7 protein-coding genes are annotated in these 13,031 nt (G+C 65.2%); 2 read left to right on the top strand and 5 right to left on the bottom strand.

The window, feature by feature from the left end; all coding sequences use genetic code 11:
* Window positions 1-59: 59 nt before the first annotated feature.
* Window positions 60-968 (top strand): LysR family transcriptional regulator, encoded by a 909-nt coding sequence (locus PQR54_RS27295; RefSeq protein ID WP_408251136.1) that lies wholly within the window; start codon window positions 60-62, stop codon window positions 966-968.
* A gap of 142 nt (window positions 969-1,110) precedes the next feature.
* Here the strand turns inward: PQR54_RS27295 and PQR54_RS27290 are convergent, their stop codons facing one another.
* From PQR54_RS27290 to PQR54_RS27280, 3 genes are all read right to left on the bottom strand, one after another.
* Complete coding sequence (locus PQR54_RS27290; RefSeq protein WP_408251133.1) at window positions 1,111-1,440, bottom strand: hypothetical protein; 330 nt, start codon at window positions 1,438-1,440, stop codon at window positions 1,111-1,113.
* A 320-nt stretch (window positions 1,441-1,760) separates the two neighbouring features.
* Window positions 1,761-2,681 (bottom strand): DUF72 domain-containing protein, encoded by a 921-nt coding sequence (locus PQR54_RS27285; protein WP_408251132.1) that lies wholly within the window; start codon window positions 2,679-2,681, stop codon window positions 1,761-1,763.
* 34 nt (window positions 2,682-2,715) lie between these two features.
* On the bottom strand, window positions 2,716-5,379 hold the full coding sequence (locus PQR54_RS27280) for a hybrid sensor histidine kinase/response regulator (protein WP_408251130.1): 2,664 nt from the start codon (window positions 5,377-5,379) through the stop codon (window positions 2,716-2,718).
* 459 nt (window positions 5,380-5,838) lie between these two features.
* On the opposite strand from PQR54_RS27280, the gene PQR54_RS27275 reads away from it, so the two are divergent.
* Window positions 5,839-7,071, top strand: a complete 1,233-nt coding sequence (locus PQR54_RS27275) for a DUF2252 domain-containing protein (protein WP_408251127.1) — start codon at window positions 5,839-5,841, stop codon at window positions 7,069-7,071.
* A 62-nt stretch (window positions 7,072-7,133) separates the two neighbouring features.
* Here the strand turns inward: PQR54_RS27275 and PQR54_RS27270 are convergent, their stop codons facing one another.
* Both PQR54_RS27270 and bcsZ read right to left on the bottom strand, forming a co-directional pair.
* Window positions 7,134-11,858, bottom strand: coding sequence for a cellulose synthase subunit BcsC-related outer membrane protein (locus PQR54_RS27270; protein WP_408251125.1), 4,725 nt, complete (start codon window positions 11,856-11,858; stop codon window positions 7,134-7,136).
* Window positions 11,849-13,030 (bottom strand): cellulose synthase complex periplasmic endoglucanase BcsZ, encoded by a 1,182-nt coding sequence (gene bcsZ / locus PQR54_RS27265; protein WP_408251123.1) that lies wholly within the window; start codon window positions 13,028-13,030, stop codon window positions 11,849-11,851. Before bcsZ ends, PQR54_RS27270 begins: the two co-directional genes overlap by 10 nt.
* Window position 13,031: the final 1 nt, after the last annotated feature.

The raw sequence follows: 13,031 nt of genomic DNA, 5'->3' as shown, positions 1-13,031 counted from the left end.
GCTAGCAGAGTCTAAGTCCGCTTTCGGCGAGCGACTATCCGCGATAATATTCACGGGTTATGAAGCAGAACTTCACAGTCCGGCAAGGCGCGCTCGACGGCGTCGAGGCGTTTCTTAGCGTGGCCGAGCACCGCAGCTTTCGTCGAGCGGCCGCGCAACTCGGCGTGACGCCTTCGGCCATCAGCCAAACAATACGCATGCTCGAGGCACGCGTGGGCGCGGCGCTTTTTGTGCGCACCACACGCAGCGTCGGCCTGACAGAAGCAGGCGAACGCTTCCTTTCACGGGCGAAGCCCGCCTTCGAAGAACTCATCGGTGCGAGCGAACTCGCGCGTGAACTCGGACAGAAACCGGCGGGGCTGTTGCGCCTCTCGGTGCCGAGCGCGGCAGTGCCGATCGTGTTGGAGCCGCTGATCGCATCCTTTTGCCGGGCCTATCCCGAGGTAGAAGTGGAGGTCGTCGCGAGCGCGGAGTTGATCGATCTCGCGGCCGAAGGATTCGATGCCGGCGTGCGCATGGGCCAGTTCATCGAAGCCGATATGGTCGCGGTGCGTCTGACTCCACCGTTTCCGTTCATGGTCGTTGGTAACCCTGATTATTTGCGCCGATGTGGCCGACCGGAGCGCATCGACGATCTGCGAAGCCATCATTGCCTGCGCATGCGCCGCTCAAACGGATCGATCGCGCCGTGGCCTTTTGTCGACGGCGACAAGGCAGTTGAGGCAATCGTCTCCGGGCCGCTTATCGCGCACGACTATCCGACTCTCCTCGGAGCAGCGATTCGAGGAGTGGGGCTGGCGCAGGTGCCCGGGCCGATTGCCGCTGCGCCGATCGCCGATGGCCGCCTGGAAGCGGTACTGATACCGTTCGCCGTCACGACGCCAGGGGTTTTTCTTTACCACTCGGGCAGGCATCAGGTTTTGCCCAAACTGCGCGCATTCATCGAGCACGTTAAATACCAGCACTGAACTGTGTCGCCGTGCGCAGTTAGTCGGTCACCTTCTGTACGCAACCAGCCGGCGTATCGCGCAAGCGCGCGTTTAGCAGTCTTGTCATCCCGCGATAGAAGCACTTGCGCTTATTCGCGGCTGGTCGTCATCTCTCTAACAACTACTGTTGACCGGCGGCCGGCGACACGACGCTCGGGGTCGCCAATGTGTTGTTAGTTTTGGGCGCGCTGGTAGTGTTCGAACCGGTGTTTCCGCTCGGCAGACCGGAGTTCGGCGCCTGACGGGTGGACATGCCGCTATCCGAGTTGGTGCCGCCTGGCGTGCCGTAGCCGCCGGTTGTGCCGTTCATCTGGTTCACCTGATTTGCCGGACTAGCGGTGCTGCCCGACGTACCGCCGCCGCTCGGGCCTCCGGCCGCCTGTGCAAACGCGCCGCCCGACAGAGCAAGTGCGGCGACGGCCGCGATTAAGCTTCTGGTTGCCTTGTTCATGATCCGTCCCTCCTTGGTTGAACTGGAATAAAGACGCAGACGATCGCCGCCTGCTTGATCACGAATGGAGCACTTACCGTGCCGCGTACTGTGATTCGCAGCGAAAGGATTGACTCGGTGCCTGACAGATCCATAACTGCTTGCAGCCGTGCGACTGCGACGCCGGCCAGACGCGGGATACGCCGGGAGCCCGCAATCCATGCGCAGCTGAAATTCACGAGAGCGCGATAACGCGCGGCTATGGCGAGGTGGCTGCGTTAAAGCAAAGCAATGGAAAAAATCCTAATGGACCTTTTTCCTTTAAACGCCATCAAAACGGCTCAAGGCCCGCCCGCAATTCCCTCCAGAATGCCCATTAAAGTTCTTGCATTCCGCTGCCCCTGATCCTCGAAGCAATTGTTGAAAATGACATGCGTGCGTCCGGCCCGTCGCGCGATCGCGCGGATCGCCACGGCCAGTTCCGTCAGTTCCGCCTCGTTGTAGTCATAGTCGAAGCGATCCGCGGCACTCGCCGCGCCGGTTGCGCTCCACGTCTGCGTGTTGCGTCCATGCAGACGCACCATTGCGAGCTCAGGATTCGTCACTTCCCACACCGTATGCACACGATTGCTCACGTCCGGCGGCGCGTCGACGATCACATGCACGATGCCGCGCTCACGCAAAAAATCGAGCGACCACGCCGCATGCTCGTCATCGAACCACGACTGATTGCGAAACTCGGCCGCCATCATGTAGCCCGCCATCCGCTTCCGGCATTCCTCGACCAGCGCGAGGCCATCCGGCGCGCGCGTGATCCACGGCGCGAACTGAAACAGCACAGCGCCGAGCCGCCCGCTCGCGCGCAGCGGTTCGAGCGCTTCCAGATAGCGCCGCCACAATTCATCGCGGATATCGTCCGGCATGTCGCGGTAGTAGACGTTCTTCGTGCGTGGGCCTGTGATGCCTTCCGGCAGCGCCATCGCAATGTCTCGCGGTAACGCCTCGGGCGATGTCTGATGCCCTGTGAAAAGACGAAACGCCTTGAAGTTGAACGTGAAGCCTTCAGGCGTGCGCTCGAACCACAGCTGGGCGTTGCTCGCCGAAGGCATCGCGTAGTAAGCCGAATCCACCTCGACCAGCGGGAACTGCGAAGCATAAAAACGCAGACGTGCCTCAGCGCTGCTGCTGCCGCGCGGATAAAAGCGCTTACAGGCAATCAGTGTCTTGTCGGTCCAGCCTGCGGTGCCGCAGCGAATGTCCATCGGTGAAGTCGGTTGAATGGGTGGCGTGCGCCGCTTACGATGCTTCTTCGGTGTGATCGATCCAGTCCGCGAGTTCGCGCCGCAGCTCCGCGATATCGAGCGGTTTGCCGAGCAGCCGCGCGCCTGGAATCGCGTCGCCGATCTGCGCGCTCTTGCCGTAGCCCGACACCAGCAGCACGCGAATATCCGGCTGCTGCCGCAACACGGTGCGCGCGAGGCAGTCGCCGGACATGCCTGGCAACGTGAGATCCGGGAAGAGGATATCGAAGTGTTGCGCGGGCACGAGCGGCAGCGCTTCTTCCGCGCTCCCGACCGCGGTGCAATCGAGTCCCAGCGCGTTCAGCAGGTCGCTGAATGCTTCGCGTGAGTCCATGTCGTCTTCGACCAGCAGTACACGAGCCGGCGTGCCAGGCGAGCGCGCCGTCGCGCAAGAAGGCTTCGTTTCGGCGATGGCCTCGACCTCGGGCGGCTGGCTTGCCTCGCTGGTTTCCCTGGCGGGGTCGTAAGCGGCGGGCGGCACGCAGGCGGCAATCTGTCCTTCGGCCACGGACACCGGCAACGCCATACCGGCCGCCGTCGCAGCACCGGCGCGCAACACGCTGCGCACCTTGCGGGCGAGATCGTCGCGCCGGTACGGTTTCGAGAGCAACGTGATACCGGCGTCGAGTTTGCCGTGGTGGACGATTTCGTCGCGCGTATAGCCGGAAGTGAAGAGGGTCGGCACCGCGGGCGAGCGCGCAGCGGCACGCTGCGCGAGTTCGACGCTTTTGATCTTGCCGGGCATCACCACATCAGTGAACAGCAGATCGATCGGCACGTCGCTGTCGATGAACTCGATCGCCGCGTCGCCGCTCGACGCGGTCAGCACCTTGTAGCCGAGTTGCGCGAGCATTTCGACGGCGGTCAGCCGCACGTCGGCGTCGTCTTCGACGATCAGAATCGTTTCGCCGCCGCCGGTGGGCGCCGCGGTTTCGTCGACGGCTTCCGGGGTTTCGGCTTCGCAGCAGCGCGGGAAAAACAGCGAGACCGTGGTGCCGCGTCCCACTTCGCTATCGATCAAGGTATGGCCACCGCTTTGCCTGAGAAAGCCGAACACCATGCTCAGGCCGAGGCCGGTGCCGTGGCCGTCGGGCTTGGTCGTGAAGAACGGTTCGAACACGCGTTGCAGGATCTCGGGTGGCATGCCGGCGCCGCTGTCGGTGACGGAAAACACCACGTATTCACCCGGCGACAGCTCGGGTTTGTCTTGACAGAACGCGGCATCCAGCACGCGGTTGGCCGCCTGCACGGTGAGCGTGCCGTCCCCCTGCATGGCGTCGCGCGCGTTGATCGCGAGATTGAGCAGCGCGTTTTCCAGTTGATTGCGATCGGCCTGCACGTTCCACAGATCGTCGCTCAGGACCGTGTCGACGCGCACGGTTTCGCCGAGCGCGCGATGCAGCATCTCACTCATGCCGCTCAGCAGGCGGCGCGGATTCAGCACAGTGGGAGAGAGCGGCTGGCGCCGCGCGAAGGCGAGCAGATGCGCGGCCAGTTTCGCGCCGCGCTTGACGGCGTCCGTCGCGGCCGACAGGCGGCGCAGCGTGGCTGGGTGGCCGCCGGCATCGGCGGCGAGCATTTGCAGGTTGCCGTTGATCACCTGCAGCACGTTGTTGAAGTCGTGCGCCACGCCGCCCGTGAGGCTGCCGATCGCTTCCATCTTCTGCGCCTGGCGCAATTGTTCCTCGGCCAAAGCGCGCGCCGCGACCGCGTCGGCGACGCGCTGTTCGAGCGTCTCGGTCAACTGGCGCAGCGACTGTTCGGCGATCTTGCGTTCGTGAATGTCGATCAGCACGCCGGGAAAACGCGTCGGTTCGCCATGCTCGCCGAACTCGCACTGGCCGTTCGCCTGCACCCACATGTAGTCGCCGTCGGGCCGCCGGATTCGAAACTCGGCGCGAAACGGCTGCCGCGTGCGGATCGCCTCGGCGGTCAGTTGATCGTTGAGCGCCTGGTCGTCCGGATGAAGCATGTGGATGGCGGCGTGGCGCTCGACTCCTTTCGCGGCTTCTTCCTGCTGAAAGGAAAAGGTGCGCGCGAAACGTTCGTCGCCGCTGACCTTGCCCGTGCGCACGTCCAGCACCCACGTGCCGAGCACCGTGCCGGTATTGAGCGCGAGCTGCAGCCGTTCGTTGGTTTCGTGCAGTTCGGCTTCGGCGCGCTGCCGCCAGCGTTCGGTGAGCACGCGCGCGGTGGTTTCGACGACTACTGCCAGCACACCGGCCGGCGCGCCGCTGTCGTCGGCGACCGGACTGTAGTAGAGATCCATCCACACGTCTTCGGGTTTGCCGTCGCGCAGCAGTACCAGTTCCTTGTCGCGATACGACAACGTGCCGCCCGCGAGACACGTGGCCATGACATGCCGGTTGAAATCGGCGACTTCCGGCCAGCCGTGTTCGACCGGGCAGCCGAGCAGATAGGGATGCCTGCCGCCCGCGAAGATTGCGTAGGCGTCGTTGTAGATCATGTAGCCGGGTTTGCCCCATAGCAGCACCAGCGGCACGGGCGAGGCGAGCAGCATCTGGACGGTGGCAGTCAGGCTGCGCGGCCAGTTTTCGATGACGCCAAGGCCGGTGGCGGCCCAGTCGAATGCGCTGATGCGCTGCGCCATCTCCCCACGCCAGCCCGAGCAGCCGTGGTCTTGTGCCGGAAAAGGCATGCTGCGCTCCACAGAGGTCACGTCGATGAAAGTGTCCCCACTCTGCCGGCGCGCGTGACGCGTTTGCACTCGCAGCAGGAGGCGGGATGAAGCTTCTGCCGTGCACCGCATGCCGGCGGATGGCTGACATGCGGCTGCGGTAATTGTAGGCCACAACGCCGGGCCGGTGACTTGTCGCGCATGCGTTGTGGGGTTTAGCCGAACCTTTGTCTGCAAACGATTCGCAAGATTGTCCAGGTGAATGTGCGCGGGCACTTCGGCGCGCGGAATGAGGTGCACAGGTGGGCGTTTCATGCGGAAAAGGATAGTGCGCGTTGAGATGCTCTGTTCCGCTTACAGATTGCATTCAGAATGCAGGCGCGAATCCTGCTGCCAGGATGTGTTCGCGCGCGCCGGCAGGCGCACCGTGGAGTTGAACACCACGCGCAATTCGAACGTAGATCAAAGCGGACCCTGCGAATGACAAAGAAAAACATCACACGAAACAAGCTGCCTAAGCCGGATGCTCGCCAGGCATTGTTGACCACACGCCGCAATTCCAAAATGGCGCGCTCGGCACACGCTTATGTTCGCGGCAACACCAGCAAGTTCTATGAATGGCTCGACGGCATCGAAGGTCATCGGTTGCCGGAGGGACCCGCCATCTGGATTTGCGGCGATTGCCACACTGGCAATCTCGGCCCCGTCGCCGATGCGCAAGGACGCGTCGAAATCCAGATTCGCGACCTCGATCAGACCGTGATCGGCAATCCGGCGCACGACCTGATTCGCCTCGGTCTGTCATTGGCGACCGCCGCGCGCGGTTCGGACCTGCCGGGCGTGACGACGGTACGCATGATGGAAGCGATCGCGGACGGTTACGAGCGCGCCTTCGACGAAGCCGCGGGGAACGCCGACATCCACGCGGAAAAGCCCGAAGCGGTGCGGTTGGTCATGCGGGAAGCCGTGCGCCGTTCATGGCGTCATCTGGCGGAGGAGCGTATCGATGATCTCGAACCGAGCATTCCGCTCGGCCCGCGTTTCTGGCCGCTCGCCAAAAGCGAGCGGCGCGAGATCGAGACATTGTTCGAGAAAGGCTCATTGGCGCGGCTCGCCACCGTGCTGCGCGGCACCGGCGACGAGGCCGACGTGGAAGTCCTCGACGCCGCCTACTGGGTGAAAGGCTGCAGTTCGCTCGGCAGGTTGCGCTATGCGGTGCTGCTCGACATCGACGGCGCGGCGGTGGAGGGCGACGACCTGTGCCTGATCGATATCAAGGAAGCGGCGCAAGCGGCCGCGCCGCGCTATCCCGGCGTACGCATGCCGCGCGATAACGCGGAGCGTGTGGTGGAGGGCGCGCGGCATCTGTCGCCGTCGCTCGGCGAACGGATGCGCTCGGCGCGTCTGGCGGATCGCGCTGTCGTGATTCGTGAACTGCTGCCGCAGGACATGAAGCTGACCATCGAGCAGTTCACCCGCGACGAAGCGATGAAGGTAGCGCGCTTTCTGGCGATGGTGGTCGGCAAGGCGCACGCGCGGCAAATGGATAGCGCCGAGCGCAAGGCGTGGCTCACCGAGCTACGCAGAAATCGTTCGAAGACGCTCGATGCGCCGGGTTGGCTGTGGACGGGTATCGTGGAACTGGTGAGCAGCCATGCTGCAGGGTATCTGGAGCATTGCAGGCGGTATGCGACCGGGCGCGATGACGATTGATGCGTCGTGCTCGCGGCGGCGGCAGGCCAAACCGGGCCGCGCCGCCGTGAGACACCCCAAAGTTAATTCGACAACGACAAATAAGGCGAAACAAGCGGCGTGGGCGGGAACGGCTGCAACCCGGTTTGCTTGCTGAAGCTATACCGCACATAAACCGCTGCAAGATACTCGCGATATTCATAAGCATTGCCGAGCGAAGCGGTCGCCCCGAACGCCAGTTGCGGCGCGAGTTGATATTCGCCCACTGCGCTGAGCGAATACGACACGCCGGTCTTGCTTTGGCCGGGGTACTGCTGGTTGCTCTGCACGCTCGTGCCGAATTGCGCAGCGTTCCCTACCGCCGAACTCTGCCGGTTGGATCCGTCATTGAGCGGGAAGTAATTCGACGCATCCTGGCGGTAGTGCTGCACCCCGATCGATCCCTTCACGTCGTACGTGAATGCACCATTGCGTCCGGTCCACTCGATCGGCAAGTTCAGGATGACGTACTCCTGCGGGCTGAAATAGCCGCCCTGGCCATACGTGAAGTACGACAGGTTCTTGTTGTAGCCCATCACCGTCGTATTCACGCCGATCGTGAAGGTCTGATCGGCGTCTTTCAGCAGGCGCGTGTAGACGCCGCCACCGCCCTTCACGGCGACGTTGCCCTGCACGTTGTCGCCCTTGTAGTACTGGACCGCCGCGTTCACGTACAGGCCGCTCGTGCCGTCGTCCCATGCGAGGCTGGCCAGGCCGCCGGTCGAGGTGATGCCACCCCACTCGAGGCCGGAACCGGCATCGTGCGCGCCAGCGTAGGACAGCAGACTGTCAGTCACCGCACGGCGCGCAATGGCGAGCGAATACGACACCTTGTCGGTAATGCCGCCGTTGTACTGCGCACCGCCCACGATATTGGTCTCGCGAAAGCCAATCGGCGTCACGCCGATATCGCCGCTGATACTGCGGCCTTCGTAGCCGACCGACAGGCCCACGCCGCTCGCCGTCTGGTTGCCGTAGTTGTTGGTGCCCGCCTTGGCCGCCGCGGTGGACGCGTCGTTCGAGAGGCCGGCGCCGAAGCGCGCGAGCGTCGAGACATTGCCGGCGGCAGTGCCGGCGTCGAGGGTGACAGGCGTCGCCGTGACGACCACGTGGCCGTTGCCCGCCTTGATGCGCCCCTGGATCGGCGCTTCGATATCGGTCAAGTTGGACAGGCCGTCCTCGCCGGTGCGGTTACGGAACACGATGCCGCCCGAGATGCTGCTCGACTGCTCGCGATTCACCTGCGCCAACTCTTCCGCGACGCCGAGCGTTTGCGTGTTCGCTACGTTCGGCTGCGCGTAGGTGTTGCCATTGCCGTTCGCGCCCGGTTGCGCCGGGTAGTACGGCTGGGCGTAACCGGTAGGCGGCTGCGGAATGTACGGCTGCTGCTGCGCGTAGTAGCCCTGATTCGGATAGGCCTGCTGCTGCGGCGGTTGGGGTTGATAAGGCTGTTGTGCGTAGCCCTGCTGTTGTTGCGGATACGCCTGTTGGCCGTAGTAAGGCTGCTGCGGATAGCCTTGCTGTTGGCCATACGGCTGCTGCGCATAAGCGGCCGCGTTGCCGCTATTCTTCGACGCGCTTTGCTTCTTGCCGGTCGCGCGCTTCGTGCTCGTGCCCGGCGCGCCATACGGTTGCGGTTGCATCGAACCGGCATTGGCCTGCGCCTGGCGTGCAGCCGGCGACATCGGCCAGGGCGTCGCCGCATAACCATCCTGCGCGGCGTATGGCTGCTGCTGGGGGTATTGCTGCTGCTGCGGATATTGAGCCTGCTGCGAATAAGGCGCCTGCTGCGGATAAGCCGGGTTGTACTGCGGAGCCTGCTGCATCGGCGGCTGTCCTTGCCCCGGATAAGGCTGCAACGGCGCGCCCGACTGGCTCGACCCGTAAGTCTCCTGGCCGTAGCCACCAGACTCGGCGCCTGGACGCGGCGCGTTATACGGCAGCGCGGCAGGCGCACGGTTCGGCGCATAAGGCTGCGCGGGCGCTGTATAAGGCGCGACGTAAGGCGCGGGCTGCGTAGGCGGCGGATAGTTCGGCACGGTTTGTGTCGGCAAGGAAGACTGCGAATACGGAATCGCTGAACGCGCGGCGTTATAACTGCCGCCGGCGAGTGCGGCGTTGTCGGCGTCGGTCGGCGTGACCGTGGCGGTTTTGCCTTCGAAGGGATTGGTGCCCGGCAGCGGCGTCGCGCCGATCCGGCGCATCGCCACTTCCCAGCCGCGCGGCACGTTGCTCGCCGGACTGCGCGGAGCGTTGGCCATCAGCGGCGTGTTGGCGGCGACCAGCGAGCGCTGCAGATAAGTCGAGGCGAGCGACAGCTTGCCTTCCGCTCGATACATGCGGCCGACGGTGGCGAGCACGCCGGGGTCTCCCGGCGCCGCATTCAAGGCCTGTTTCGCGAGAGTTTCGGCGTAGCTGAACTGCTTCGCGCCGGTCGCGGCGGAGATGGTCGCTTGCAGCAGGTTCAGATCGTCGGGCTTGCGTTGCAGCGCGACGCGATAGCTGGCGAGCGCGTTGCGATCGTCGCCGGCACTCGAATAGAGGCGGCCGAGCGCCGCTTGCAGATCGGGATTGTCGGGCATGGCCGCGAGCCACGGCGCGATCACGTCGTAGGCGCTGGCGAGGTCGCCGCGCTGGCGCACCGCGTCGCACTGCTTGATGACGATGCCGAGATTCAGATTGCCGAAGTCGGTGCGTTGCTGCGGCGTCAACTGCATCGACGCGAGCCGGCGCATCACCATGCCGAGCTCGGCTTCCTGCTGCGTGGCCGACAGAATGCCCGCGTATTGCAGCAGCAGATCGGTGTTGCCGGGCGCCGAGTTCATGGCGGCGCGCACGAGTCCGAGCGCGCGGTTCGGGTCGCCGGCCTGGCTGTAAGCGGCGGCGATTACGCCGATCAGTTCGGGACTATTGCCCGCGACCGGCTCGGCGGCTTGCAGTGTGGCGAGCGCCTGTTGCGTCTGCCCGTTGCGCGCCATCCGCGTGGCGAGGTCGGCTTGCTGATGCACCCACAAGCGGTGTTGCAAGGTGGTCATCGCGTCGGTGCGCTGCGCGACCGGAATGCGGTCGAGTTGCGCGAGACCCGCCGACCAGTCCTGCGTTTCCGCCGACAGCAACGCGCTCGCATACAGCGCGTCGGTCATGTCGGGATGCGCGGCGAGCAGGCCGTCCATCATGCTGCGCGCGTTGGCGACCGCGCCCTGGCGCACGTAGATGCGCGCGAGGTCGAGACGCAGCCACGGATCGTCGGGCGTGTTGAGCAGCGCGTCTTCGAAGAGGCTGCGCGCGCTGCCGAGATCGCCGCGCGCTTCGGCCGCGCGCGCCTGCGCGGCCTGCGCTTCGCCACGCAGACGGTTGATACCGCCGGCCTTCGACTGCTGTTCGGTGTTGAGTTGATTGGCGAACTGCAGCGCCTCGTCGCCGCGGCCTTGCGCGGCGAGCGCGCCGACCAGCCCGCGCACCGCGTCGGGGTTGTCGGCCTGACGGCGCAGCGCCATCCGGTACGCCTGTTCGGCGCCGCTCGGGTCGCCGTTCGCGAGCAGCATTTCGCCGAGCAGCACCTGCGCGGTGACGTCGGACGGATTCAGCGCGATCGCGCGTTCGAACAGCGACTTCGCCTTCGCGAATTCGCCGTTGCTGCGCGCGCCGATCGCGTCGCTCGTGTAGGTCCAATAGCTCGCGCTGTCGAGCGCGGTTTTCCAGCGCGCCGGATTGCCGTTGCGCGACGCGCGTTCCAGATAGTTGCGGGCTTCCGCGAAGTGCTCCTGCTTCAACGCGGCGATGCCCATGCCGCCGAGCGCGTCGGTGTCGTTCGGGCTGGTGGCCAGCACCGAGGAAAACTTCGCGCGCGCCGTCGCCACGTCGTTGCGGTCGAGCGCGCTGAAGCCGTCGGCGATCGTGCGGCCGCGCGCGTCGGTCGCGGCATTTTCCTGCGAGCGTGCGCGCGCCGCGCTGTCCTGCTGCACCATCGAATCGAAGCGCGCTTTCACGGCGGCGTCGTCGGTGGCGGTTTGCAGATAGGCCTGATAGAGCGGGGCGTCGGAGGGCCGCGCGTCCAGCCACAACAGCGCCTGACGCCAGCTCTTTTTCGCCGACGCGCCGACCGTGCTGTCGCCCGCCAGTTTCTGCAGACGCGCGATACCGTCGCGGCGCGTCACGTCACGATAGGTCAGATGCTGCGCGTAGGCGAGGGCGTAACGCGGGTCGTCGGGGTTGTCGCGCGCGAGTTGTTCGAGACCGCGGCGCGCCTGATCCCAGCCTTGCGGCGTGGCCGAGAGCGCCTGGTAATACTCGAGCTGCAATTCGGGCGTGGCCGGTTTGCCGGTCAGCGCGCGCTGGTATTCCTGCACCGCGCTCGCGCTTTGACCGCTCTGCGCGAGCCGCCGCGCGTCGTTCACGGTCTGATCGCGCAGGCTCGACTCGCCGAGACGGCGGCCGAGTTCATCCAGATTCGGATAGTTCGGCGCGGCTGCCTTCAGGCGCGCCAGATACTGCTGCGCGCCGGCGCCGTCTTTACGGTCGGCGAGCACCATGCCCATGCCGAACAGCGCATCGGGCTGCCTGGGATCGATGCGCAGCACCTTCTGCCATGCCTGCTCGGCGAGGTCGCCGCGCTGATGCGATTGCCAGTACTTGCCCTGATCGATCAAGACGTTCAGCGGATCTTTCGACGCCTGCGCCAGCGCATCCGGCGAAACCGTCGCCACGCAGCAGACGGCCGTGAGGCTCAGCGCGAGGCGCAATGACAACGCGAGGGCGCTCAGTCGCATGCATTTCTCCAACTCGGCACGAGACGTCCGGCTTCGTCGAAACGATAGCGGCCGTCGATGAAACCCGTGCCGAACAAACCCAGCACACGATCGTAGTAAACCGGTTCGCGGCCCGGTACGTTTGTGTCGAGCGCCGCGAGATGCGTGCGCGCGAGGCCGAGGCCGCGCTCGTCGCCGAGCGCCTTGAAGTACGGCGCGAGCACACCCCAGTAACTGAGCGGTCCTTCGCCGCTGGCCGTGCCGGTGGTCGATGAAACCTTCTCCGGCGGAAAGCCGGTTTGCGCGACGCGCGCGCGCATGCCGCCGAGCGCCGCGAGCCAGGGCTTGGCAAGCGGATCCGCGGGCGAGGCGAGGCCGGCCCACAGGTAGACGCGGATCGCGTCGTAGCTGCCGATGTCGCCGTTTTTCGGATCGACCACGAACTGGCCGTTTTGCCATGCCGCCCAGTCGGGCGCGAAGCCTTGTGGCGCGGTGGTCTTGATGAACTTGTAGGCGCTGTCGGCGAGCTTGCCCCATGGGCCGTTCGGTATTTCGCGCGCGAGCGAGCGCAGCACCGGCAGCGGCAGATAGCTCGGATTCAGGCGTGTCACGCCGCCGCTCCTGAAGCCCTGCGGTCCGGGCAGCAGCATCGGCCCGACGCCCGGCAAGGTGGTCATTTCCTGACGTGCGATCTGCGCGGCCAGCGCTTCGCCCAATTGCGTGTAACCCGCTTCATGCCACAGGCGGCCGGCTTGCAGCAGATCGTAGGCGATCCACAAGTCGGAGTCGGAGGCGGAATTCGGATCGAGCACGCCGTACGAGCCGTCCGCTTTTCTGCCCCATTGCCACGACGGCAGCCGCATGTTCTGCGCGTCGAACTGATTGCCCGACAGATTGGTGCGGGTCCAGCCGAGCAGCCGGTCGAAGGTGGCGCGGTCGTTCGCGACCAGCGCGAAGAAGAGCGCGTATGACTGGCCTTCGGAAGTGGTTTGCTGCGCCGGCGTGGAGTAGTCGATCACGCGGCCGTCGGCCTGCACGAAGCGTTCGACGAACGCGCGATAGCCGCTCCAGTCGCCACAGGCGCCGGGCGCGGCGGTGGTCTGCGCCACCTTGACGAGATTGGCGAAACTCGCGGACGCCGCCAGCCCGAGCGCCAGCGCCACGCCGATTTTCTTGTTGATTCGAACCCGCATA

It is taken from the genome of Paraburkholderia phytofirmans (genome assembly GCF_046028095.1).
Lineage (GTDB): Bacteria > Pseudomonadota > Gammaproteobacteria > Burkholderiales > Burkholderiaceae > Paraburkholderia > Paraburkholderia phytofirmans_A.
This window is presented reverse-complemented; position numbering and strand designations above follow the sequence as displayed.

Excerpts from the sequence above, each read along its gene's own strand:
- PQR54_RS27270 (WP_408251125.1), bottom strand. The coding sequence starts at position 11,858 with ATGCGACTGAGCGCCCTCGCGTTGTCATTGCGCCTCGCGCTGAGCCTC.
- bcsZ (WP_408251123.1), bottom strand. The coding sequence starts at position 13,030 with ATGCGGGTTCGAATCAACAAGAAAATCGGCGTGGCGCTGGCGCTCGGG.
- PQR54_RS27295 (WP_408251136.1), top strand. The coding sequence starts at position 60 with ATGAAGCAGAACTTCACAGTCCGGCAAGGCGCGCTCGACGGCGTCGAG.
- PQR54_RS27285 (WP_408251132.1), bottom strand. The coding sequence starts at position 2,681 with ATGGACATTCGCTGCGGCACCGCAGGCTGGACCGACAAGACACTGATT.
- PQR54_RS27290 (WP_408251133.1), bottom strand. The coding sequence starts at position 1,440 with ATGAACAAGGCAACCAGAAGCTTAATCGCGGCCGTCGCCGCACTTGCT.
- PQR54_RS27280 (WP_408251130.1), bottom strand. The coding sequence starts at position 5,379 with ATGCCTTTTCCGGCACAAGACCACGGCTGCTCGGGCTGGCGTGGGGAG.
- PQR54_RS27275 (WP_408251127.1), top strand. The coding sequence starts at position 5,839 with ATGACAAAGAAAAACATCACACGAAACAAGCTGCCTAAGCCGGATGCT.